Annotated in this window: 20 protein-coding genes; 5 read left to right on the top strand and 15 right to left on the bottom strand. The window is 48.1% G+C overall.

Translation table 11 applies throughout. The features are described from left to right. Positions 1 to 116 precede the first annotated feature (116 nt). Positions 117 to 1220, bottom strand: a complete 1104-nt coding sequence (locus BP71_RS17370) for an MBL fold metallo-hydrolase (RefSeq protein WP_496381422.1) — start codon at positions 1218 to 1220, stop codon at positions 117 to 119. 237 nt (positions 1221 to 1457) lie between these two features. On the opposite strand from BP71_RS17370, the gene BP71_RS17365 reads away from it, so the two are divergent. Genes BP71_RS17365 through BP71_RS17355 form a run of 3 tightly spaced genes read left to right on the top strand, consistent with a single transcriptional unit; the run spans position 1458 to position 7140 of the window. After that, on the top strand, positions 1458 to 3323 hold the full coding sequence (locus tag BP71_RS17365; protein ID WP_496381420.1) for a CocE/NonD family hydrolase: 1866 nt from the start codon (positions 1458 to 1460) through the stop codon (positions 3321 to 3323). Between the two features lie 49 nt (positions 3324 to 3372). Further along, positions 3373 to 4143, top strand: a complete 771-nt coding sequence (locus tag BP71_RS17360) for a ThuA domain-containing protein (RefSeq protein WP_496381418.1) — start codon at positions 3373 to 3375, stop codon at positions 4141 to 4143. A gap of 6 nt (positions 4144 to 4149) precedes the next feature. Continuing rightward, on the top strand, positions 4150 to 7140 hold the full coding sequence (locus BP71_RS17355; RefSeq protein ID WP_496381416.1) for a glycosyl hydrolase family 28-related protein: 2991 nt from the start codon (positions 4150 to 4152) through the stop codon (positions 7138 to 7140). Between the two features lie 50 nt (positions 7141 to 7190). Here BP71_RS17355 and BP71_RS17350 read toward each other — a convergent pair whose 3' ends face one another. Beyond that, positions 7191 to 8594, bottom strand: coding sequence for a purple acid phosphatase family protein (locus BP71_RS17350; protein ID WP_496381414.1), 1404 nt, complete (start codon positions 8592 to 8594; stop codon positions 7191 to 7193). Positions 8595 to 8690: 96 nt separating this feature from the next. Between BP71_RS17350 and BP71_RS17345 the strand changes: the two genes are divergently transcribed. Further along, on the top strand, positions 8691 to 9938 hold the full coding sequence (locus tag BP71_RS17345; RefSeq protein WP_496381412.1) for a serine hydrolase domain-containing protein: 1248 nt from the start codon (positions 8691 to 8693) through the stop codon (positions 9936 to 9938). On the opposite strand, the gene BP71_RS17340 is transcribed toward BP71_RS17345, so the two are convergent. Next, entirely contained in the window at positions 9898 to 10644 is a 747-nt protein-coding gene (locus BP71_RS17340) for a Fic family protein (protein ID WP_496381410.1), read from the bottom strand. The genes BP71_RS17345 and BP71_RS17340 overlap by 41 nt on opposite strands. Before the next feature lie 261 nt (positions 10645 to 10905). Here BP71_RS17340 and BP71_RS17335 point away from each other — a divergent pair, with 261 nt between their 5' ends. After that, positions 10906 to 13104, top strand: a complete 2199-nt coding sequence (locus tag BP71_RS17335; protein WP_496381408.1) for a B12-binding domain-containing radical SAM protein — start codon at positions 10906 to 10908, stop codon at positions 13102 to 13104. Here the strand turns inward: BP71_RS17335 and nagA are convergent, their stop codons facing one another. The 12 genes from nagA to BP71_RS17275 all read right to left on the bottom strand — a co-directional run bounded on the left by nagA (position 13105) and on the right by BP71_RS17275 (position 23923). After that, positions 13105 to 14214 carry an N-acetylglucosamine-6-phosphate deacetylase gene (gene nagA / locus BP71_RS17330; RefSeq protein WP_496381406.1) on the bottom strand — a complete coding sequence of 370 codons (1110 nt, stop codon included), beginning with the start codon at positions 14212 to 14214 and terminating at the stop codon, positions 13105 to 13107. Positions 14215 to 14274: 60 nt separating this feature from the next. Then, a complete protein-coding gene (locus tag BP71_RS17325) occupies positions 14275 to 14838 on the bottom strand; it encodes a pentapeptide repeat-containing protein (RefSeq protein WP_496381404.1) in 564 nt (187 codons plus the stop codon). A 34-nt stretch (positions 14839 to 14872) separates the two neighbouring features. Continuing rightward, positions 14873 to 15169, bottom strand: a complete 297-nt coding sequence (trxA, locus tag BP71_RS17320) for a thioredoxin (RefSeq protein ID WP_496381402.1) — start codon at positions 15167 to 15169, stop codon at positions 14873 to 14875. Positions 15170 to 15262: 93 nt separating this feature from the next. Continuing rightward, on the bottom strand, positions 15263 to 16315 hold the full coding sequence (locus tag BP71_RS17315) for an acyltransferase family protein (protein WP_496381400.1): 1053 nt from the start codon (positions 16313 to 16315) through the stop codon (positions 15263 to 15265). 51 nt (positions 16316 to 16366) lie between these two features. Beyond that, positions 16367 to 17710 (bottom strand): hypothetical protein, encoded by a 1344-nt coding sequence (locus BP71_RS17310; RefSeq protein ID WP_496381398.1) that lies wholly within the window; start codon positions 17708 to 17710, stop codon positions 16367 to 16369. Beyond that, positions 17707 to 18594: a glycosyltransferase family 2 protein gene (locus BP71_RS17305; protein ID WP_496381396.1), complete on the bottom strand. Its 888-nt coding sequence runs from the start codon at positions 18592 to 18594 to the stop codon at positions 17707 to 17709. The genes BP71_RS17310 and BP71_RS17305 overlap by 4 nt, the downstream gene beginning before the upstream one ends. 19 nt (positions 18595 to 18613) lie before the next feature. Then, positions 18614 to 19567, bottom strand: coding sequence for a hypothetical protein (locus tag BP71_RS17300; protein WP_496381394.1), 954 nt, complete (start codon positions 19565 to 19567; stop codon positions 18614 to 18616). A gap of 6 nt (positions 19568 to 19573) precedes the next feature. Then, entirely contained in the window at positions 19574 to 20317 is a 744-nt protein-coding gene (locus BP71_RS17295) for a DUF5672 family protein (RefSeq protein WP_496381392.1), read from the bottom strand. Then, complete coding sequence (locus tag BP71_RS17290; RefSeq protein ID WP_496381390.1) at positions 20317 to 21300, bottom strand: glycosyl transferase; 984 nt, start codon at positions 21298 to 21300, stop codon at positions 20317 to 20319. The genes BP71_RS17295 and BP71_RS17290 overlap by 1 nt, the downstream gene beginning before the upstream one ends. Then, positions 21297 to 22520 carry a glycosyltransferase family 4 protein gene (locus BP71_RS17285; RefSeq protein ID WP_496381388.1) on the bottom strand — a complete coding sequence of 408 codons (1224 nt, stop codon included), beginning with the start codon at positions 22518 to 22520 and terminating at the stop codon, positions 21297 to 21299. The genes BP71_RS17290 and BP71_RS17285 overlap by 4 nt, the downstream gene beginning before the upstream one ends. Positions 22521 to 22562: 42 nt before the next feature. After that, positions 22563 to 23222, bottom strand: coding sequence for an acetyltransferase (locus tag BP71_RS17280; RefSeq protein WP_496381386.1), 660 nt, complete (start codon positions 23220 to 23222; stop codon positions 22563 to 22565). A 2-nt stretch (positions 23223 to 23224) separates the two neighbouring features. Further along, positions 23225 to 23923, bottom strand: a complete 699-nt coding sequence (locus BP71_RS17275) for a WbqC family protein (RefSeq protein ID WP_496381384.1) — start codon at positions 23921 to 23923, stop codon at positions 23225 to 23227. Positions 23924 to 23928: the final 5 nt, after the last annotated feature.

Genomic DNA, 23928 nt, shown 5'->3' with positions numbered 1-23928 from the left:
CTGAATGGGCGGAAATCCATTCAGCCGCTTTTTTTGATATATTTATTAGGCTCCGCCTTAATTCCGGAAGGGCATCAAGCTGTTTCCGCTCGATGCCGCATTATTCCTTGCACTCCCTATTCGGGCTGTAACCTTGCCTCTTTCCACCATTGAGTGAAAATCTGGTCGCTTTTTAAATCTACTTTTTGGCCGATAAGCGGGGTGACAAGGGGCATGTTTTGCTTTTGAGCTTCCAATGTGGCCCGGTCGATAGGCTCGTTCCAATTATGAATCGACAATGCAAATTTCGCCCAATGCACCGGCATCAGCTTTTTCGCGCCGAGTTCTTTGGCCGCAATAACGGTTTCTTCTGGCATCATATGAATGTATTTCCAGGCTTCGTTATACTGGCCGCATTCCAGTAATGCGAGGTCGAATGGGCCAAACTGTTCGCCGATTTTTTTGAAGTGATGATCGTATCCCGAGTCGCCGCCGACGAAAATCTTGATGGTTGGCGTCTGTAATACGAATGACACCCACAATGCTTTGTTCCGGCTGAATCCGCGGCCCGAAAAATGGCGGCCTGGTGTGACATTGATTTTGAATCCATCGCCAAGGTCAGCCCCTTCATTCCAGTCCTTTTCGATGATATCGGAGGCGTTATATCCCCAGTATTCCAGGTGTTCCCCGGTACCGAGGCCGGTAACTACTTTTTTGACCTTGGTTTTGAGTTTCAATATGGTTTCGTAATCGAGATGGTCCCAGTGATCATGCGAAATGAGCAGGTAATCGATGGCAGGGAAATCCTCTGCCTTGTACACATCGGTTCCCTTGAAACTGGGTGTCGTGAATTTGATCGGGGAGGCGGCTCCGCTGAAAACCGGATCGACAAGGAAAGTTTTACCATCGATCTGCATGAAATACGACGAATGCCCAAACCAGACCAGCACATTTTCTTCGGGTTTTAAATGCAGCAGATCCGTCTTCTGCGACGGAATGAGAGCCCCGGGGACGTTGTATTTTGCTTTACCAAAGAAAAATTTAGTGAGTACTTTGAGGTAGCTGTTGCCCTCAGCGAGGTCAGGAGTGAAGCTTTCATTTTGAAACTGGCCATCGCGGTAATGCGGCGATTGTTGGATTCTTTCGAGGCGCGCTCCGGAAGGGTGTTGGCCAAACTGCGGTTGTTGCATGAACACAAGGGCGGCAATGACGAGCAATGCCAGTACTATCAGAAATATCATGAGGGAATATTTAATGACCGGTTTTTTCATAGTATGTGGAGGGGACAGGTGATTAATCGGGGGACTAATGTAAGGTTCTGTATTGGTTTTCAAAAACACCTTGATTAAGACGGGATTAAATTTGCGTGCATTTCCCCGATGAAGGGGAATTATTTACATGATCGGTAGCCCTGTAAGCTGGTGAAGTGGCTTTCTTCTGTATTTTTGAACGTACTTACTATCACAATGCAACTAGTCATGAGAAAATCTTTATTGGTTTGTTACTTTCTGATCTTTTCCGTTTCCTGCTGGGCACAGACCGCCGATACGACCTGGGTCAAAGCCAATTATACCAAAACAGAACAATATATTACGATGCGGGACGGAGTGAAACTGTTCACCGCCATCTACACACCCAAAGACGATTCTCAAACCTACCCGATCATCATGCAACGCACGCCGTATTCGGTGCGGCCCTATGGCGAGGGTAATTACCGCCGTTCGCTGGGACCTAATGCATATCTGATGCGCGAGAAGTACATATTTGTTTATCAGGATGCGCGCGGCCGTTACAAAAGCGAAGGCAATTTCCGCGAAATGACGCCGGCGATCGAGCATAAAAAAAGCAATAAGGACGTCGATGAGTCCAGCGACACCTATGACACGGTGGAATGGCTTTTGAAAAACACCCGTAACAATGGCAAAGTAGGCCAATGGGGCATTTCCTTTCCCGGATATTACTCTTCGGCGGGACTCCCCAACGCCCATCCGGCTATGGTGGCTGTTTCGCCTCAGGCGCCCATGTCCGATGAGTTTATTGGCGACGACTGTTACCACAACGGTGCATTCTTCCTGATGGATAATTTTGGATTTTACAGCGGATTCGACGGCCCGAAAAGCAAGGATGGTACCAATTATCAAAGCCATTTCAATGCAGAATTCAAAGATGCGTATAAATACTTCCTCGATTTTGGTCCGTTGAAAAAGAGCAACGCGGCGCCTTATTTCGCAGATCCGAACTGCATTTGGCGGCAGACCACCGGACATCCGGTGTATGATGAATTCTGGCAGTCGAGAAACATTAAAAAGCATTTGAAAAATATAAAACCTGCCGTGCTCGTTGTGGGAGGCTGGTTTGATGCTGAGGATTTGTATGGGGCATTGAAAACTTACGCGGCGATCGAAAAGCAAAGCCCAAAAAACAACAACCGGCTGTTAATGGGTCCATGGACGCACGGAGGCTGGGCCGCACCCTCATGGAAAGGGTTCGCACAATACCAGTTTGGCACGGATGTGAACCGGTTTTATCAGGAAGAAATTGAAACAAAGTTTTTCAATTACCACCTTAAAGGCAAAGGCGCATTCGACGTACCCGAAGTGACGATTTTTGAAACCGGAACCAATCAATGGCGCAATTATGATGTATGGCCGCCCGTCAACAGCCATCCAACCACTTACTATTTTGCCAGGAACGGCGGATTGGCTGTTGCCAGGCTATTGGCGGAAAAAAGCGCAACCAGTTACGAAAGCGATCCGGCAAATCCGGTGCCTTATACGAGCGTTATCAGCGGTCACCGAAACAACGAATACATGGCAGAAGACCAGCGTTTTGCATCCGGTCGCCCCGATGTAGTAAGTTTTCAAACGGATTCACTGACGGAGGATGTAACATTAACGGGCGAAATCGTGGCCAATCTGATGGTTTCCATGACCGGCTCGGATGCAGATTTCATTGTGAAAGTGATCGATGTATGGCCCGCCGGATCGACAGTTCCGGCTGCCAAGGAAGGCGAGAAGCCGGTTGTCATGGATGGTTACCAGCAAATGGTCCGCGCGGAAGTGCTGCGAGGCAAGTTCCGGAACAGTTTTTCGAAACCGGAGCCATTTGTAAAAGACAAGATCGAGAAAGTGACCGTGAAGCTGAATGAGGTGGCGCATACTTTCAAGAAAGGCCACCGGATCATGGTGCAAGTGCAGAGCAGCTGGTTCCCGCTGGTGGATCGTAATCCGCAGAAATTCATGAACATTTTTGAAGCATCGGAATCCGATTTTCAGAAATCGCGGATCACCATTTACCATTATGAAGGAAACGCCAGTAGCATTACCTTACCGGTAATGCGCTGACAATAAGACAATACCCTTTTAAATCCTAAATCCTTTAATCCTGAATCCAATGAAAAATGCATTCCTCCCGGTTTGTTTCCTCGTGCTGTGGCTTGCTGTCGGCACAGGGAACGTCTCGGCGCAGACGAAGCCCAAATTTCATGTATTGGCGATGGCCGAACCCGGCGGCCATCACATTGCCTATTCCAAAGCCGCCCGCCCGTGGCTCGATTCGCTAGCCGACAAAGCGCATTTCAGCATTGATTATATCGATAAAACAGATATGGTCAATGAGGCTTATCTCTCCAAATATCAGCTTGTTATCCAACTCGACTACGTGCCTTATGCCTGGAAACCGGAAGCAGCAGCAGCTTTTGAAAAATATATCGATGAAGGAAAAGGCGGATGGATCGGCTTTCATCATGCCACCTTGCTGGGGGAATTTGACGGTTATAAAATATGGCCCTGGTTTCAGGACTTCATGGGCGGCATTCGTTATAAAAATTACATCGGCGATTTCGCCGCAGCGACGGTGAAGGTTGAAAACCAAAAACATCCGATCATGAAAGGCGTGCCGGCATCTTTTCCGGTTCAAAAGGAGGAATGGTACATCTATGACAAAAGCCCGCGGCCGAATGTGGACGTGATCGCGAGCGTGGATGAATCGACGTACGCGCCGGACTCGAAGATCAAAATGGGGGACCATCCGGTCATATGGTCGAATCCCAAAAAGAAGGCGAAGAATGTTTACATTTTTATGGGGCATTCGCCGGTGCTGTTCGAAAGCGATGTTTATAAAACCATCTTCAAAAACGCGATCTTCTGGGCCGCAAAAAAATAACCGGATATGCTGACAAGAATTTTAATACTCGCGCTGATCATTTCAGCGCAGCAATTTTGCTTTGGGCAAAAGAAAAGGGCAATAAGCCAGTTACCGGAAAGCAAGTCGTTTTACCAAACACGTTTGCAGGATGAGGATGCAGCTTATTTTACGCCCGAAAACTTCAAAATTACCAACGACGGCAAAACTGATGTATCGGATGAGTTGCAACGTGCTATCAACGAAGTGAAAACCAACTACAACTTTGGTATTGTATTCATTCCCGCAGGTACTTACAAGATCAGTAAGACGATCTACATTCCTACCGCCGTGCGTGTGATCGGTTACGGTAACATGCGGCCGGTGATTGTGCTGGCGGACAATGCTCCTGGTTTTCAGGAAGAATACCCGCAGGATAAGGGTAATGCGAAATATATGTTCTGGTTTACTTCATCTCTTCCCAAAGAGGGACAGCCTGTCCCTGACGCCGGCGCGAGTACTTTTTACAGTGCAATGTCCAATGTGGATTTGCGGATCGGAGCCGGTAATCCTTCGGCGGTAGCATTGCGGACACATTTTGCACAGCACAGTTTTATTTCTCATGTCGATATCCATGCCGGTAATGGTAAGGCAGGGATTTTTGATGTGGGGAATGAAATGGAAGATGTCCGGTTCTTCGGCGGCGACTATGGTATTTATACTTTTAAACCATCGCCGGGCTGGCAGTTTATGATGGTGGATACCTATTTTGAAGGCCAGCGGAAAGCGGCCATCCGCTCGCAGGAATCCGGGTTGACGATCGTGCGGATGACAGTAAAGAATGTACCGACTGTCTTGGAAATCAACCCGAATTTCTATGAAAAGCTGTTTATGGAAGACAGCCGGCTGGAAAATGTGACAGGTCCCGCGTTTGTGATCAGCAATGAAAACAATGCGTATACCCAGATCAGTTTGAAGAATATTATCTGCAAGAAGGTGCCTGTTCTGGCCAATTACCGTGCCAGTGGCAAACAAATTGCCGGTGCCGGGGAACTGTATAGGGTCAAAACGTTTCACCACGGGTTGCAAATGGAAGGTCTCGGGGCTAAGCCGGTTCATGGGACAATGCAGGATACTGAAGCATTGAAAACAGAACCTGCGCCCTTTCAAAAAGATATTCCCGATTTTCCAGACATTAAAACCTGGGCAAACCTCAAAGCATTAGGTGCCAAAGGTGACGGCGTCACCGATGATACGAAGGCTATTCAGGCCGCCATTGACCAGCATGATGTGATTTACGTGCCGCAAGGCTGGTACCGCATTACAGCCACTTTGAAATTGAAAAATAAAACAGCGTTGATCGGCCTGAGCCCTGTTGCGACGCAATTCATTTTGCAGGATAATACAGAATCGTTCGGGAGCTTCGGCCCGCCGAAACCGATGGTGGAATCTTCGAAGGGCGGTAATAATATCCTCACGGGCATCGGTATTTCGACAGCGGCCAGCAACACCCGGGCGGTTGGCTTGAAATGGGTGGCAGGGGCAAATTCCTATGTGAACGATGTCAAATTTCTGGGAGGGCACGGAAATATTCCCCGAAAGCGCCCCGGACAGAACGCGTTGAACAACTCCTCGCATACCGGCAATGAGCAGTTCTGGGACACACAGTACTGGAGTTTATGGGTGACGGACGGGGGAGGCGGTACTTTCAAGAACATCTGGACCGCCAATACCTTCGCCACTTCGGGCGCGTATGTGTCGTACACATCCACGCCCGGGCGCGTGTATGCAATGTCGGTCGAGCACCATGTGCGTAATGAGGTGCGTTTCAAGAATGTTTCGAACTGGAAGGTATTTGCATTGCAATTAGAAGAAGAAAGCAGGGAGAGCTCGGAATGCCAGCCTTTGGAAATAGAGGAATGCAGTGATATGGTTTTTGCAAACCTTTATATGTTTCGCGTGATCCGGGTCAGTACGCCCTACCCTTACTCGATCCGTTCGTGGAACAACCGCAAGCTGGAATTTTTAAATGTTCACAATTACAGTCAGACGAAATACCCGTCGACGGTTCCGTTGTTCGACATCCACTCAGACAAGGAAGTCCGTCCGTGGGAGTTCAACAGGCTGATAATCGAAACTCCGGAAACTAAGCCGGAAGAAATGACAGTGGGCAAAGTGATCCAACTCGCGAAAGGCTTCGAGTTTGCCGACGGGATTTGTCGCGATAGCAAAGGAAATGTCTATTTCAGTGAATCGAAGGCCAGAAGGATTTACAAATGGTCGGTCGAAACTAATGTACTGAGCCTTGTGGCCGATTTTCCCTGGGAACCGCTTTCCTTGGGGTGTGATACGAAGGATAACCTGCTGGTCGTATTCAAGTACATCCCTAAGCCAGGCTACCTGATCAATGGTCAGCCTGAAACTTTCCCGAACCCTCCCGACGCGGCAGGAACGTCATTCAGTGGCTGGGGTAACAGCGGTTTCGGGACACTGGTGTACGCCATGAACCCGGAACAGCCGGAGGAGACGATGCATTTGCTGCAAAAAGTGCCTGTGGAGAAGGTTGCGGGCATTGTCAAAACCCTGAACCCTTCGAACAGAAGACGGGATTCCGGCGATTTCCTGAAAGTAAGTACCAATCAGTTCAAGGAGTGCTGGCTGGCACCGGACGGGGTTACGGTCGTGCCTGCGGTGTACGACCTCGCCCGCTCGAATGCGTTGGTGGAAGGGTATCCCGGCAAGGTGCTCTACGGTGCGGATGAGTATCTGAAAAGGACTGTCCGGTTTAATGTCGGGCCTCAGGGGCACTTGTCGGAGCCGCGGCTATTTATAGAAAAGGGGGAATTCAGCTCGACAGTGGACGATCAGGGTAATGTGTATATCGCGGACGGGCAAGTTTATGTATTTGACCCGTCGGGTAAGGAGATCAATATGATTGAAACACCGGAACGACCCGCAACGATTGTATTGGCTGGGAAGAATAGCGATACCCTGTTTATCACAGGTCGCGGTGCATTGTATGCGGTGAAAGTGAAGTAGGGCAATGGAAGCTTTGCCGGAATTGTGACGTTCCGGCAAAGTTTTTGACATTAATTCAGGCCTTTGCGCTTTTTATATTCCTGATAACGCTGATTATATTCTTTCAGCTCCTCGTCTTTGAAAGTCTTCATATAATGCTCTGGAAGATCCAGCCTCTCCTTCATTTTCAGCGTATTTGAAAGCTCGACAAGCGTATTCGCGCCGTTTTTGTCCTTATTCAGATCAAATGCATCGTACAAATCACCATTGACAGTGAATGCTTTGAATGATAGCTTGTTTTGGTCGATGGTAATGGCCTGATACAGCTGGGTGTTGGAGGCGGCACGGTCCATCCAGTTTTGCAGGCCGATATCGTACATTTTCGGACCGCTCACAGATACCACGTAAATAGGACCGCCGGGCTTCTTGCGACTCTGACCCACCGGGATGTTGAGACCCCGCCCGTAAGTATGATCGTGACCTTGCAACACGATGTCGATCTTGTGTTTTTTATACAGAGGCTCCATTTTGGCGCGCCATTCATCATTGTCCCGACCGTTTTTGGTTGAATAGATCGGGTGGTGATGCACCACGACTGTCCAGCGGTTCGGGTTGCTGGTTGTAATTTGTTCAAACCAGGCCGCCTGCTTTTCCATTGTTGACGGATCGAGGATGGCCGCTTGTGAATCCATTGATATGAACCTGACACCCTGGTAATCGATGTAGTAGGCTGTTTCCGAAAGGCCCTCCGGTCCGTTTTCAGGCAATGCAAACTGCGGTTTCCAGTGCATCGAAACCATCAGTTTTTTATTTTCGTCACGGAAATATTCGTGGTTGCCGGGTGTGGCCAGGTTAGGAACCATCCCGTTGATCCAGCCACCGGCTTCGAACCATTCGCCCCATTGGTAATCCACATTGGAATTATTGATCAGGTCACCCGCATGGATCATCAGGTTAGCCTTAGGCATGGTAGCGAATGCGCCGCGTACAGCCCGTGACCACAGTGAACGGATGTCGTTCTGGGCGTCGCCAAAGTACAGGAATGAAACCGGCTCGGGTTTGTCGGAAGCGGTTTTGAAATGAAACCATTCACTCCAGTGCTTGCCATCGCCTACGCGATAGGCGTATTGGGTGGATGGCTTTAAATCGCCGAAATTGGCCTCGTGATAATGCACTGTTTTGCCGTCGAGGACGATTCGGTGCGTCGCGGCTTTAATGGTTCGGGCCTTGGAAGGGAAATCGGGCGAGGGATCGGCCTCGTGAATGGCGGCGATAGCGTCGGTCACGGTGGAATCGGTGCGCCAGTTAACGGCCTGTGAAGTCGCCGGATTGCCCTTATAGCCGAGGATCACGCGGTCCGGAAAAGCGGAAGCCGGATAACTTTTATTTTGCTGGGCAAAAGCGAAGAAAGGACCGACCGCCAGTAGAACGGCTGCACAGATGGATTTGAAATAGAAATGATTGAAGGACTGCATAGGGCCGGTAATGTATTGTGGTCACAATATTACCCGTTTGGAATGCAATCGGACTAGCTGCTATCTTCATTTTACATATTCATAACATTGCATGCCATGAAGCCACATTTTTACCGGATTTTCCTCCTGATTTTTATGATAGCATTTTTTGCTACCTGTAAAAAAAACAATGATCCCGGCCCGGTGATGGAGGATCCGGCCAAACGCTTTGTGACTATCCTGAATGACTCGCTGAAAGACCGGGGCTTTGGATATAGTTTTGCTGTTTTCAGGCAAAACGAGCTGCTTGGGTCCGGTACGGGCGGGTTGCAGGCAAGGAAATCGGAAGCGGGACAGGATAAGGACATCACGCTGGATACCAAAATGCAGATCGCCAGCATGACCAAGACGCTGACCGCGGCGGCGTTTCTGAAACTGGCCAAAGAGAAGGGTGTCAAAACCAGCGACAAAATTATCGGATTCCTGCCGAAAAGCTGGCTCATCGGTCCTAACGTGGAGCTCATTACATTTAAAGACCTCCTCACGCACACAAGCGGGATTATTGGACTGGGCGAAAATTGCCAGAACGGAGCATATACCGAAAACATCTGGTATGGCCTGAAAGCGTTGATCGAGAAAGGGGTCAGAAAGGAAAACCATGGATCGAGCTGCTACCAAAACGCCAATTTTGGCCTTTTTCGGGTACTGATCCCGGTCATTTCCGGACTGCAAATGACCGGTGATGATGACAATGACGCGTTATCTGCCAGCAAAAGCTACGAGGATTACATCAGAAAGAACATTCTTGAAAAGGCAGGAGTAGTTACCGACAAATTCCTGCTCAATGGCGCTCCAACTCCCACCTATAGTTATGATTTTCCATACTCCGGAGAGTTTGGCTTCGACCCTGGCGACTTTTCCTCTACTACCGGAGGGTATGGCTTTTATCTGTCTGCAAATGAGGCGATTAGTGTGTACTCCGCATTGTTCTCTCCCGGTAATTCGACCGTAATCACGCAGGAAATCAGGGAGGAGATGCTGAGCAATGGATTGGCCAATTACAGCGCGGTGATGCCGGAAGGAAAGTTCAGTTATCACGATGGATGGTGGTATTCGGCTTACGGAATTCCTAACCCCAAAGGTTTCCGAAGTATATGGATGCATTGTCCTGATGATATTACCGTTGTACTTTTTACCAATGCGTTGCGAAATGGCGACGGCCTTTTTCCGATCCGCTCGGATTTTTATCAGGACATTACGTCGTATGTGCTCTGGGCGTTTTCGCAGTATAAGGACCCGGGACGCGGCAAGAGGACCGCGCCGGTTAATTTCCATGACTATCTGGAACACCCGGAGCCGCATTGAGGTGTATCTCTGCAATAAGTGTCGGCATTGGAAGTTCGACGATCTGTGTCGTTTGATTTCGATTGTTATGTGTATAAGGCAATTTATTCACTACCGGCTCTACTCTTTTAACGCCCCCCGGTAGCAGCATCAAAAATCTATCAGCTTTGCTGAAATCCAGCTCTTCATAGAATAACCCGAGTCGATTCAGATTGAGGTAATATTCATTGACATGCTGGTAATAATGCTTCTCGGACTGAATATACCATGCAACGGATCCCAGTTTATCGGCCAAAAACCACTTTTCCAGCAATCTTCCCGCCCTGCCATTGCCGTCGTTGAATGGATGGGATGCTGACAAAGACCAAATGGAGCAGGGAAGCGTAGAAAACACTTCTTCCACAGACAAATCCTGACGAAGCAGCGTATCGACATCTTCCCAAAGTTTTTCCATCTCCTCTTTAACCATGCTGGCAGGCGCCGCTTCGAACTGAATCCGCCCAGTATTATGCTCCATGACGACCATCGCATTACGGCGATATACGCCACGCTGGTTTTGAGGCAAATGTTCCGAAATGAAGCTGTGCGCTTGCAGGAATCTGTCTTTGCCAAGCCTGTTTTCCTTTGCGAAAACATACGCCCGGAAAAGATCATTGGGCTTTTGGGTGAGTTCGGGCAGGTACTCGATGTGTTGGATCTTATGTTTGAGATAAGAATCCAGTTCCATTGTTTCACCTTCTATCCTGCACGAAGAAATGACGGCGACAGACGTGTAAAAATTGAACTCCCCGGACTGGAAGCGCTGCTACGGGAGATTGCCCAAGTTCTGAAGCAGGTTCGTTGAAAGCTGCGCCGGGTAGGAAGTAAAGAAGTCAGTCCGAAGAATTTTCATCATGTTGTGTGTCACCAAAATAGCCGGTTGTAAAGCTACAAATTAATGTCCTCTGATACATTTCCCCTACCTTTGCAGTGAAGAAAACGTGCCCCTGTGAAAAAGAAAACGCTGCTCATTACCCCGCCATTTACCCAACTCAATACGCCATACCCCGCTACCGCCTATCTCAAAGGCTTTTTGAACACGCTGGGCCGGGAGTCGTATCAGGCTGATCTGGGCATTGACGTTATATTGGAACTGTTTTCTTCCAAAGGGCTGAAAAAACTGTTTGCATTGCTTGAAGCTTCGGATATCGAGCTGACGGACAATAGCTTCCGGGTGTACGCGCTTCGCGACGAGTATGTCAGTACCATTGATCCGGTGATCCGCTTTCTCAAAAACCGAAACCCCACCCTGGCCCATAGCATTTGTGACCGCAGTTATTTGCCTGAGGCAAGCCGGTTTCAGCAATTGGAAGACCTCGATTGGGCATTTGGCACAATGGGTATTCATGACAAAGCCAGGCACCTGGCTACGCTTTATCTGGAAGACCTCGGCGACCTGATCCAGGAAGCCATCGATCCGCATTTCGGGTTCAGCCGGTATGCGGAGCGGCTCGGGCGTTCGGCGACGAGCTTTGATGAAATGGAGAATGCGCTGGAAATGCCGGATACTTTACTTTCCCAGACTTTGAAAGATGTTTTGGAACAGAAAATACAACGTTATTGTCCGGATATCGTCTGCATTTCGGTCCCGTTTCCCGGGAACTTGTACGGGGGATTTAAATGCGGGCAGTATTTGAAACAACACTATCCCCACATTCAAATCGTGATGGGCGGCGGGTTTGCGAATACGGAACTGCGTTCGCTGAAAGAGCCGCGTGTTTTTAAATACATTGATTTTGTGTGCCTGGATGATGGCGAAGCCCCGTTGCAATCGCTGCTGGAATATCTCGAAGGCGAACGAGCGCTTTCGCAACTGAAAAGGGTATATACATTGGTCGATGGCCAGGTGGTGTATCACAATGGTGCCCGGGAAAAGGATGTTCCGCAGCGCGATACCGGTACACCGGATTACAGCGATCTTCCGCTGAACGACTATCTCTCGGTAATCGAGATCGTCAATCCGATGCACCGCTTGTGGAGTGACGGACGGTGGAACAAACTGACGCTTGCACATGGGTGCTATTGGGGAAAATGTTCCTTTTGCGACATTTCGCTGGATTATATTCGTCGCTATGAGCCCATGACGGCCGCGTTGCTCTGCGACCGCATTGAGGAGATCATCGAGCAAACGCAGCAGAATGGCTTCCATTTCGTGGATGAAGCTGCCCCGCCCGCATTGCTGCGCGATCTTGCATTGGAAATCGTCCGCCGGAAACTTACGGTCGTCTGGTGGACCAATATTCGTTTTGAAAAGAACTTCACACACGACCTTTGTCTGCTGCTGAAAGCATCTGGCTGTATTGCCATTTCAGGCGGGTTGGAAGTAGCTTCCGACCGGTTGCTGGAAAGAATGAAGAAAGGCGTCACCGTTGCACAGGTAGCGCGCGTGGCGGATGCGTTCACGCAGGCGGGGATTATGGTGCATGCGTACCTGATGTATGGTTTCCCGACGCAGACTGCCCAGGAGACGATCGACGCGCTGGAAATGGTGCGGCAGCTGTTTCAGCTGGGTATTGTGCAATCGGGCTTCTGGCACCGGTTTGCAATGACGGCGCACAGCCCCGTCGGCTTATATCCCGAAGAGTTTGACGTAATGCGGCTCGGACCCGATACCGGCACATTTGCAAATAACGACCTCGAACATGAAGACCCGCTGGGGACCGATCATGACCGGTATGCGGAGGGGTTGCGCAAGTCGTTATTCAATTTCATGCACGGTGTTTGTCTCGATTTCCCATTGTCAGAATGGTTCGGTTTCAAAACGCCGCCGACTTCCATTCCACCCAATTACATTGAAAGAAGCGTCCGCGAATTGCCGGATAACGCTGCGAGGCCGAATGCGATCGTTGTCTGGACAGGTAGCCTGCCCGAAATGTCGGTTTTTGAAGAGCGGAAAGGCAAAAAAGTTTTTGAGGTCGCCGAGCTGGTTTTTTATAACAAGAAGAAAGAGTGGGCGGTCGAGGCGGATGTGGCTGTGGGGGAATGGCTGGCTGAAATGCTGCCTAATCTACTGATCGCCAATCCGGAGCCTTACGCATTGGAGCAATTCAAAAACGATTTCGAGACAGCTGGGCTCGGCAGTTTTGAATCCTTTGCCAACTCCCGCACCTGGCAGGAGTTGAAGGACGGTGGATTGCTCGTTGTATAACTAAAACCTTTTGACTTCGAAAGTTTCGAGGGCGTCATCGAACGTGGTAAAAACAGCCGGGTAACCTGCTGCGATGCTGCCGATCCGGGTGTCGATACCCAACGCCTTTGCCGGCCTGATAGTCGCCATTTCGATCGCCTCCTGCACAGGTACACCAAGCATTGCCACCGCGTTCCGCACTGCGTCACCCAGGGAAATGGTCGCACCCGCAAGATTCCCGTCGGAATTCATGTACTTACCATCTTTCAGATAGGCGTCAAATTCTCCCCATTTGAACTGTGTCACTTTTTGCCCCAGGAACAAGGCATCGGAGATCAGGAAAAGCTTGTCTTTTTTGATCTTGTAGGCCACGCTCGCGGCGCCAAAATCACAATGGGTACCATCCACTATCACTGGCGCGTACACCGATTCGGTATCGAAAGTAGCACCTACGAGCCCGGGAGCGCGGTGCCCGAATGCCGACATAGCATTATACAAGTGGGTCACCAGCTGTATGCCCTGGTCGAATGCATCCATTGCTTCGGCATATGTCGCATTGGAATGGCCGGCAGAAACGGTGATGCCGGAGTCCAACAGCATTTGGATTTGGTCCGCGGTAAACATTTCAGGCGCGATGGTGATGAGACGGATCACGTTTTTTCCATAACGGATAATTTCTTCCAGTTCTGCGTTCTCAGGTTTCCTCACAAAGGCAGTTAGATGTGCGCCGCGTTTGACGGGGTTCAGGAACGGCCCTTCCAGATGCATACCCAGTACACCTGAATCCGGATTTTTTTCCATATAACGCCGCGTCGCCTCAATACCTTTCAGAATGTTGTCGTGAGGTGACGTAATGAGGGTGGGAAGCACATAGGCGGTACCTGTTCTTACACTCGCCTGATAAATATCGTCGATGGTTTCTTCATCGGCCCGCTCGGTGAAATAGTATTGCTCGCCGCCGTTGATATGACTGTCGAAAAGGCCGGCAGCGACGTTGGTGAAATGTGGCATGCCAGTGCGTGCCGTTCCGCCTTCTATGCCTTTAATTTTACCGTTTTCGGTGATGATTATCTGATTGAAAAGGACTTCCTGGCCTGTATAAACTTTTTCTGCGAAAAACTGGGTGGACATAACCTGACGGGTGAAAATTTGATGCGCCAAGAAACAAAAAATGGCCAGGCGTTCAAAGTACTATTTGATAATTATGTCAAATTTCGTCAGGAGTCCCGCAAGGTCAGAGGAAAGGAATTTGGCCTTACGTATGTTATTGCTGGTGGGGTCGATGGTGAAGTTTTTACTGGTTGAGAAATCTACGCCGGAAAGATTGGTATTATCAAAAACAGCATCCCAGAAATCGCTGTTGTGAATTCTGCATTTGGAAAGATCGGCATGGGTGAAGTCGGCGCCGTGGATCTTGGAGTTACTGAAAGTGGTCTTACCCATTTTCTTCCTTTCAAAAACCGCATAATCGAGGATACAGTTTTCGAAAGTGGCCGCAAATGCAAAATCCTTGGCCTCGGAGAAGTGAATGCCGGTCAGTTTACAATTAATGAAATCGATATCCGATAGCTTACAGTTTTTCACGGATGCATTGCTGAGATTGCAATCCTGAAATACGCAATCGATAAAGTCAATGCCTGAAAGATCCGAAAAGATGCATTGAATGAATTTAACTTGCTCAAAACTGTCTCCCGTGAAGGGTTCGATGCTAAAATCTATGTCTTTAACTATTTCGAAATGATTACTTTTCAGCATCGCGAACTACGGATCAGGGGGACAGGATTAATGTTTAGATATATTGCTGGATAACCGATTTCAGCTGATCTGCCTGCACTACGCCGGATTGACGCCAGAGCGGTTTCCCGTTCTTGAAAACGATCAGTGTCGGTACACCCTGAATGCGATATGCCTGGGCGGCAGACTGATTCTTATCGACATCCACTTTGATGATTGTCGCCGAATCGCCGAGTTCAGCCTTCACCTTATCAAGGATCGGCTTCATCATTTTGCAAGGTCCACACCATTCGGCAGAAAAATCGACCAGCACCGGTTTATTGCTATTGATAAGCTCTGAAAATGTTGCCATGGTTGAAATTGTTTATGCTGAAAAGATAACCAATCCGGAAGCCGAAAGGTTTACTTCAAGCCGGATCAAACCGGACCGGTAAAAATCGTACCATTATTTCCAGTTGTCTTTCAGGAATTTGCCTACTCTTTTTTCCACGTATTCATAAGTGAAATGGGAATAGAAAATAGTCAGTGCGATCGACGTCAGCAATGAAATGCCGATCATCAGCTCTGTTTCCGGCGTTTTCAGGACCCGAAAAAGTATGATGTTGACAAATATCAATACAATAGCGTGGTTCAGGTAAATGGAGTAGGAGATTTTTCCCAGATATTGAAAAGGCCGGCTACTTAACAGCTGAGTAACGATGCCTGTGGAATTGGCAAAAATGATGATACCGCCCGAGAATATGAATGGAAAAACGAGCTTCCAAAGATTCAGCTCCCAGTGGTGTACGGTGTACATGGAAAAAACCAGCAAAATGAGGAATGGAATTTCGAATCCGGATAGTCCGTAACTTCTTCTGGTACTCAGGAAGCGGTGCGTAAAAATGCCCAGTGAAAAGCATAGAAGCGCGCGGACAAAGCCATAATCGTAAGCCAGCAGGTATTCCCCTCTCAAAAAGATGAACAGCCCGGACAGGAGCGCGACAACAGCAAACGCGGGGTATTTGATTTTCGGCAGAAGCCAGACAATCAGTCCGAAGACGATATAGGAGATCATTTCTGCGGAAATGGACCAGGAGGGGTAGTTGTTGCTGATCCACGCACCGAATACCGTGCTGGAACCCATGAATGTTAACGTATCGAACGACGTATACAGATAATAACCCATACCGAGACCACCTACGTTTTTCATCGGGCTGTTTTCTCCCAGCAGGCTGGCCACCACGAATACCGCTTCGGTATAGAACAGCAGCGGGTAAAGGCGGATGAAGCGTTTTTTCAGAAATGCAAGAAAATCGCCTGAATTGCGGATGCGATCCACATAATTGAGTGCGATGACGAAGCCGCTGAGGACAAAGAAAAAGTCTACAAACAGACTCGCATTGATGACGAAAAAGTTATTGTAAAAAGCGGAGTCCTTGAATGCATTGTGGTGATGGGCGATGACGAGGACAGAAAAAATGCCCCTTAGTCCATCCAGTTGTTCGACTCTGTTCTTCATGCGTAAATAACAGGGAACCTTCGGCAGGTTCCCGGGCTCCGGGGGAGCGTGTCAGGTGGTTACGGGACTCAAAGGTAGTGTTTTGGGTTGCGCTCGCTTTCTTCTTGGAATATAATCCAGGTATTTGATACCGAGGAAGCGAATCATCACGGAATACGGGAACCAGAATGCAATGTCATATGGACGGCCCCCTGTTGCCAGCAACACCATCATTGACAGGAAGAAGTATGCCAGGAATGTGGTTAATGGATTGGTGTGACGGCGAACTTCCCGTATCACGAAAATGAAAAGGAAAATATTAAATCCTGCGAAAAATACAAATCCGAAAAAACCGTGATTGACCCAGGATTCTAAAATAGGCACATCCAGGTAATCATTCTTATATCCTCTGCCCAGGAAAATGTCCCAGGAAAACAACGTTTCCAGAAACTCACCAAAACCGCTCACGCGTCCCATCGCGGAGTAGTCGACATCGGCCTCTTCCGAAAGTCTTACACCGGTAGAGGTAAAAATCACGTTCATGATCCGGTCCTCAAAAATATCCCAGTAGCCTAGCAAGAGGTTAAGGATATCACCATATCTGCTGAGAAAGTAGTTGATACTAAGCAGAATCAGCACAATGAAAATCACATTCCTGAATTTGAATGCATTTCCAATGGCGCTGGTAATGTCCGAAACCTTGAAATGAAAGAGAAAATAGGCCGCGAACGCAATGCCCAGACCCAGGTAGCTGGATTTGGCAAGAGAGAGGACAACCACACCCAATCCGAATAATACCGAGAAGAACAGAAACAGCCGTGTGAACAAATGTTTCGTATTCCCCAGCAGCACTATGGCAGAAAGCATGCAGATCGCCCCGTTACGGGCTGTAATGTGCGGATTTCCGCCGGGTTGGGCGCCTTCATTGGCAAAGCTTACAGCCGCACGCATCCCAGGTGTCCAGTTGGGGTCGGTAATCAGCGAGTAAACGAGGGTAATATTGGTAAAAAAGGAGAAAAGGAAAAGTACCTGTATCAATGTATCTTTGACATCATTGGGAACATGTATCAGCAGGATCAGAAAGCCGAATGTGAAAACAAAGTTGCCGGTATCTGCCAGTGATTTACCCACTGAATTCATGAAAATGAAATAGTAGAGCGTGAGCAGCATGAAGCCGAGCCCGAGGTTAAGCAGAATGACATTCGGCTTGTACAGACGTTTGAAAAGCGTAGCAGGCACCATCAGCAACAGCGCGAGCGAGAAGAAGATCGCGGTAAAAATGCTGCTCGCAGGCCCTACGCCTAAGGTGTCACGTATGAAAAATATCAGTGGAAACCCGTTGAACATCATTGCGATGCCCATCGAATACCGGAGATAATTAAAATTATTGGCTACGTTAAATAAGCTCCAATTCATCTGGAAATCCTGAATCTGATGTATTGAAAATCAAATCGCAGAATGAAATAGGCGATTTTACGGATACGACACCAAAGATACTTGATTTTGTTGACTACCGCGGACGCATTCGTTGAAATGTACAATTTTTGTACCCGGGCATGTTCCTCCCGTCCTATCGTGGTGGCAATGGTTGACGACTTCGCTTCTGCATGTACACGCAACGCACCCCCGAGCCCATCGATCTTTTTCGTGGTCGTTGTTTTGTGAGACGTGTAACGTGTGATAAAATCATAGTCAAATGCAAAACGGAAAGATTCGTCGAACATGCCGTACTGCTCAACCAGCGACCTTTTGAAAAACAGAGACTGGTTGTGGATCTGCATTCCTTCCAGGATCTGGCAATCAAAATTGTAAGATGTTGTTTTCAGTAGTTCTGTCACTTCGTCGTCGGTGGTGATCATATACAGGTCCCCGTAGAGGATATCTGCCTGGTATTTCAACGCTGCCTCTCCAAAACGAGAGAAAGTCCCCGGGAAATATACATCATCTGAATTTTGGAAGCTTATGTAGTCTCCGGTTGCCCGCTCCAAGGCCTTGTTGATAGCGTGTACCTGTCCGCGATCTTTTTCTGAGACCCACCAGGAAAGATATTTTTCATACTTTTTGATCACCTCAACGCTGTGGTCTGTGGAGCCGCCGTCGACAATGATATATTCCAGGTTCGGATAATTCTGATTCAATACGCTGAGGATCGTCCGTTCCAGAAAAACCGCCTGGTTATAGGATGGTGTAATGATCGTGAGCTTCGGGTACCGTTGCGCGTTTCCGCCGCCGGCGGAAACTGCTTTGGGCCCTGAAAGAAAGTTCCGCAGGTCTTGCGTGGTTTGTTCTAAAAAATGCATAGAATCCTGTTTCGCTAAATTAAAACTGATCGATGAATGTGGACAGCGCTTTCAATTTTGATGCAATTCCGTTTCTCATAACCCTGTTTTTGCTGATCGGAACTACTTTGCCAAAAGCGGGTTGTCCACTCATTGGGAACTGCTTTTGATTATCCCTCACTGCCAATTTATAATCGTTGAATAACGCTTCAAAAGTCTGGTTTTGCTTCAATAACGCGGCATGGTCGGACCATATCGGATCAAAGAAACAAAGACCGGCGAAATCCAGGGAGATAAGCGGCTGCCCATCGACCCGATAACCCTCTTTTCCGGCAGAAAGCGTACGGTTTAAAACCGCATTCAATCCATAATGCCATCCGGCGTGGTAAACGGTTTGGTGCGAGGGAATCCAGACCGGGACATAATTGAGCCAAAGCTGATCGGTGTTCATGCCATTGCATAGATCGAACTTTGCACGATCTACGGTGCGAGCTGCCCACCATTCGAGCATTTGAGTGATTTTTTCAGATGGCCTGACCGCCCAGCTCCCCGAGTGGAACATCCCGGCATTCAGAATCCGTTTATCATCCAGAATCCCGGAACGTTTGAGCGGAGCAGATATATTGGGTGTCAGATAGACTTCATGATCAGAAGAGAAAACATTGTTGATGGACTTCTTGAGTACCACGGTGGGTGCCAGGAAAGTCAATTGCCTGCATTCGGGATGTCTTCTCAGCAGTTCCAATGCAAACCAGGGGCGGCATGCCGGCAGAAGTTCAAAGTCAAAGTATTCTGCTGCCATGCGCTCCCAACCCGGGATTGCCAATTCCGAAACCAGCAGCGGCCGGACATGCAGGGGAAGTCTCTCAGCTGGTACGGAATCTACCATAGCCAGGTAGAAAATATGATCGGACTGGTATTGTAACACAGAATCGGCCAGAGCCAGTGCGTGTGCCAGGTTAGTTCGATTGCAAACTGTGTAGATAATATTCATGAACGCTTATTCCTTTTCCGGCAAAATTTTAAAGTAAGGCACCTCATGGATGTTATTTCCTGAAATGCCAGTCAATGCGAAAGGCACATTTTTATCTGTACTGGAATAGACACCATTTTTTGCAAAATGTTTCAGTACCATTCCGGTTGGCTTTCGTAAATGGGGCCAGAAACGGTTTGCTTCCAGATCCCAGAATACCGAATCTGCGTAAGGCAGATTCGCGTTATGGCGATACTGATGAGCTGTTTTTTTCTTGCTTTTCAACGTGCCGCTCATCCGGTCGATCCGGCAAAGGTAAAGCCCATTGTCGGTATAACCCTCCCCGTACACTCGTTTTTCGTCGTCTGCCAAGCCGATAAGCCGTTTTAGGATGCCAGGATCGGGAAGTGGGGGCACGCATTTCAGGTAATCGTAGCCTTGCTTGCACCAGTAAAAAAGTTCGTCTTGTATGACCCAGCTGTTGAGCTCGTGGATCAGCAGAAACTCACACCAGTTAAACCGGTCGTAAAAATCGGGCATGAGAAATAATTGACTCAGATGCTGCCGTGATTTGAAATACCGTTGGGGAAAGTTTATGACGTCGATATTTGCGGCATGCTCGCGGACAACCGACAAATCAGTATTTTCCCCCGCCACAAATATGATCGGATACTTCGAAAGCATGTTCAACGCATGGTGCAACAGTTTTTCCTCTGTTGGATTGATCTGAGTCTCGAGAATAGGAATGATAACAGTTACCAGCTCTTTCATCAGATTGTTTGTAACCTGCCTATCAGGTAGTTGACAGGCATTTTCAGGAACTTCCTCACACGCTGATAGCGCCGGACGGGCGTTGGTTTGATGTATGAGCAAGGGAATTTACGATAGTAGGCATTCCCATTGCTGATAAGGCTGTTTTTATATAAATCAAAAACGGCCTTGAGGTCGGTACGGTTGCCGAGCTCGAAGCGGTCCTGATATTTGGAAAGCACTTCGGGCTTCGCAGGATCATAGCCGCTATAATGAAAGAAAATAAGCGGATCTGCTTCGTTAACAAAATATGTGCCGTCTCTGAACGAGAAAGTCCGCTCATGAAGGTTCCAGTAGGCTGCATTGTACCCCGGGTTTCTTTCAATATGGGTGTTGGGTACAAAAACCGGCAGGAAATTCATCCAGTTCTGATCGACGAACAACCCGTTGCAAAGGTCTATCAGGCATTCATACCTGAGTTTCTCTTCCCACCACGATATAAAACGGTCGTTTTCTTCCGACCGGCTGAATGCCACAAAGCCAAGATTATACACGCCGGTGTTGAGGTGATGCAGCTCGTTGGGTGTAAGCCGGTCGTCAATGGGTGTATTAATATGGGGAGTCAGTACCGCATTGTATTTGGCGAGCGACTCGAGCAGGCCCGTCAATGGCTGGTATACAATGATATCCGGGTCAAAGTAAATGACATTCCGGGCTTCCGGGTAATGTTTGAAAAAGTAGGTGAAATAAAATGGCTTTACCGCTGTGTTGAGCTCTGTGATATTATAACGGTCACACATTTCCTGAAAATCCCGGATATCTATCTTGTCGATTTCGACCATCGGATACGACGGGGCATAGGATTCTTCAAATGCGACTCCTTCCAGGTTATCAACCAGACCTATGAAAAACCGGACGTCCGGGTTGGTAGCTTTTAGGGAGTCTCCTAATGTTCTGGCCTGGGCCAGATAGTTAATGGAGCAAATGGTAAAGGCAATGGTCATTGATTATGCTGTTCCGAAACCTGCAAAGGTAAATACTTTTGAATAATGGCTTCGATCCTGGCTACACTCTTGTCGGTATTATGTCTCTCCAGTACTTTTCTGCGGGCGTTCTGCCCCATCGTATTTCGCAACGACGGATCCAGGATCAACTGGATGATTGCATCCGAAGCGGCAGATATGTCCATATATGGGACAACAAATCCTGCGTCTGATTCAATGAGTTCGGGTGCTCCGCCAGCGTCTTCAAAACAGACAACGGGGATTTCCTGGAGCGCGGCTTCCATCACCACAAGCGGATAGGGGTCTTCCCGGGAGCTGAGCAACAACACGTCGAAGCGATTGATATAGTCGAGTGCTTTCGGGGTGGGAGGGACCAGGATAATACGGTCGCTCAATCCCATCAGCCTGATGTCGCTTTCGATCAGCTCATAGATCTCATGTTGGGGGCCGGCGCCTACCCATACAAAGTAGACCGGCAAAGGATGTGTTTTGTGGATCACCCGCTTGGCGATCCAGTTGAATATATCATTCCCCTTACGCCATTCTGCATTTCCGCATCCTCCTATCACGATGGCGTCCTCGGGGACTTTATAGGTTTTTTCAAGAATATCATTCTGTACCGACTGTAATGTATGGTCGATATGCTCATGATCGATCAGCGTGAAAGTGCTCACATGTTTTTCAGGAAAATCATATTTCCTGACATAGTAGTCGGCTACCGCATTCGAGACAGCGATCAGATGATCTGTTTTTTTGAGAAGGAAATTCAGATGTTTTTCATGCGTGTATATCCTGACGGACATCGCCAGCTCATGTACGAATAGCACCAGCGGCAGGTGGTGCAGGAATTTCAGAAAATCATAATAGACCTCGGCGTTGGCGATAGAGTTGATAAAAACCAGGCCGATATTCTGCTGTTCGAGCTCCGCAATGACTTTTTCGTTACCCCGCTGGAGCGAACGCTCCTCATAGAGTTTAAGCAGGTTTGTTTTGCGGAGGAGTTTGCCCGTGAAAGGCGGCGTCGATACCTTCTGGCTTCTGTAAAGCCGGGTAATGCCGACAACCTCCTCAAACTCCTGTTCCAGTTCTCCGCCATTGCAAAGCAGCAGGTGCATCGGGACGCCTCGTTCTTTCAATAGCCTCAACAACTGCAGCAGCAGCAACTGACTTCCTGCCCTGTTAGCGTCATGACTCACAAAAAGTATTCTCTTCTGCTCCATTACCAATAATTGCTAGCTCAAACTTCGAATCGGCGGACCTTATCAATAAGCCTCGAAACTCATTTTTCCGGGCACCTTTTTTGCAGGATTTCCGACATAAATACCCCATTCCTCGGTTTCCTTCGTGATGGCCGAAGCCATTCCTACCAGGGTTCCCTGTGCAATGGATGTGTAATCACGTATGGTACTGTTCACGCCAAAGAAACAGTAGGGTTCCACGACACAGTGCCCTGAGAGCACCACGTGCGATGTAAAAAAAACATGGTCTTTGATCTGCCCGTGATGTCCGATGTGGTTGCCGCTCCACATGACGACGTTGTTACCAACCGTAGTGAATGGCTGAATCGTATTATCTTCCAGAATAAAGCAGTTTTCTCCTATCACGCTTTTATCAAAAATCGTAGCGCGGGAGCTGATGTAGGATATAAATTGATATCCCTTGGCTTTGGCGTGGTTGTATATTGCTTCCCGGTTGCGGTTCATATTACGACCGGTCATGGGAGCAAAAAAATGATATTCGGACGGGGAGAAAATATTCTCTATGTCTTCGAATGCCACTACCGGCAAGCCATGGAAGGATTCCTGTTCGATGTATTGGCGGTTGACTGTGAATGCAACAACCTCATGTTCAGAATCATGAGTCAGGTAATAGTGCGCTAATTCTGCTGTGTCGAGTATTCCAAAAACAATAATCTTAGCCATTCCTAAATTAGTTCGTAAGCCTCTAACTGTTTCCTGATATCGTCCGGGTGGTTAAACATCAGAACGTCTATAACAGACAACCAAGGTACGAAAGCATTTTTAAATTGGGGATACGGGCTCAATATACTTTTTATGAAGTCCAGCCTGATTCCTTCTTTTTCAAATTTCCCTTTGTCGTACAATTCCATTCCGCCAATTGGATTGATGTAATGGTCGGCCTGCTCTTGTTTACAGATATCCAGAATCCGGTCCTGTCCTTTTAAATGTCCATTTTGGTACACCGTTGACGAGGGGACAATCTCGGTGCTGATCTCCATGTATTTACACGTTTTTTGTAATGCACACAGGTTCAGCTCGTTGATTGATTCAATTTCTAAATTTACAATTTCTTCGATCAGATCAAAAACCTTTTGATAACATGGGGCTTTCTGATAGGATTGCTGTAAGGTTTTCAGAAGCTTTTTTTGCCAGGGTTCATGTCTGGCCAGCCCAACTTCGAAAATCAACTTGTTCTGGCTGGCGTCCTTCAGCGGGATCGTGAACAGATGCGCTTTCCCGCCGACAAGAATGTTGTTCCGGTTGATCCAGCCTTTGTTGATGAAACTGACGTCATCATAGATGATAAACCTGTCTACGGCATTGATCAGCTGGAAATAACCTATATATGGAAAAATATAGGGCTGCATGATGGCAATAGTCATGGTTA

The organism is Dyadobacter ginsengisoli DSM 21015 (assembly GCF_059568735.1).
This window is presented reverse-complemented; position numbering and strand designations above follow the sequence as displayed.

Coding starts and splice junctions, on each gene's coding strand:
- BP71_RS17370 (WP_496381422.1), bottom strand. CDS start 1,220: ATGATATTTCTGATAGTACTGGCATTGCTCGTCATTGCCGCCCTTGTG.
- BP71_RS17365 (WP_496381420.1), top strand. CDS start 1,458: ATGAGAAAATCTTTATTGGTTTGTTACTTTCTGATCTTTTCCGTTTCC.
- BP71_RS17360 (WP_496381418.1), top strand. CDS start 3,373: ATGAAAAATGCATTCCTCCCGGTTTGTTTCCTCGTGCTGTGGCTTGCT.
- BP71_RS17355 (WP_496381416.1), top strand. CDS start 4,150: ATGCTGACAAGAATTTTAATACTCGCGCTGATCATTTCAGCGCAGCAA.
- BP71_RS17350 (WP_496381414.1), bottom strand. CDS start 8,594: ATGCAGTCCTTCAATCATTTCTATTTCAAATCCATCTGTGCAGCCGTT.
- BP71_RS17345 (WP_496381412.1), top strand. CDS start 8,691: ATGAAGCCACATTTTTACCGGATTTTCCTCCTGATTTTTATGATAGCA.
- BP71_RS17340 (WP_496381410.1), bottom strand. CDS start 10,644: ATGGAACTGGATTCTTATCTCAAACATAAGATCCAACACATCGAGTAC.
- nagA (WP_496381406.1), bottom strand. CDS start 14,214: ATGTCCACCCAGTTTTTCGCAGAAAAAGTTTATACAGGCCAGGAAGTC.
- BP71_RS17325 (WP_496381404.1), bottom strand. CDS start 14,838: ATGCTGAAAAGTAATCATTTCGAAATAGTTAAAGACATAGATTTTAGC.
- trxA (WP_496381402.1), bottom strand. CDS start 15,169: ATGGCAACATTTTCAGAGCTTATCAATAGCAATAAACCGGTGCTGGTC.
- BP71_RS17315 (WP_496381400.1), bottom strand. CDS start 16,315: ATGAAGAACAGAGTCGAACAACTGGATGGACTAAGGGGCATTTTTTCT.
- BP71_RS17310 (WP_496381398.1), bottom strand. CDS start 17,710: ATGAATTGGAGCTTATTTAACGTAGCCAATAATTTTAATTATCTCCGG.
- BP71_RS17305 (WP_496381396.1), bottom strand. CDS start 18,594: ATGCATTTTTTAGAACAAACCACGCAAGACCTGCGGAACTTTCTTTCA.
- BP71_RS17300 (WP_496381394.1), bottom strand. CDS start 19,567: ATGAATATTATCTACACAGTTTGCAATCGAACTAACCTGGCACACGCA.
- BP71_RS17295 (WP_496381392.1), bottom strand. CDS start 20,317: ATGAAAGAGCTGGTAACTGTTATCATTCCTATTCTCGAGACTCAGATC.
- BP71_RS17290 (WP_496381390.1), bottom strand. CDS start 21,300: ATGACCATTGCCTTTACCATTTGCTCCATTAACTATCTGGCCCAGGCC.
- BP71_RS17285 (WP_496381388.1), bottom strand. CDS start 22,520: ATGGAGCAGAAGAGAATACTTTTTGTGAGTCATGACGCTAACAGGGCA.
- BP71_RS17280 (WP_496381386.1), bottom strand. CDS start 23,222: ATGGCTAAGATTATTGTTTTTGGAATACTCGACACAGCAGAATTAGCG.
- BP71_RS17275 (WP_496381384.1), bottom strand. CDS start 23,923: ATGACTATTGCCATCATGCAGCCCTATATTTTTCCATATATAGGTTAT.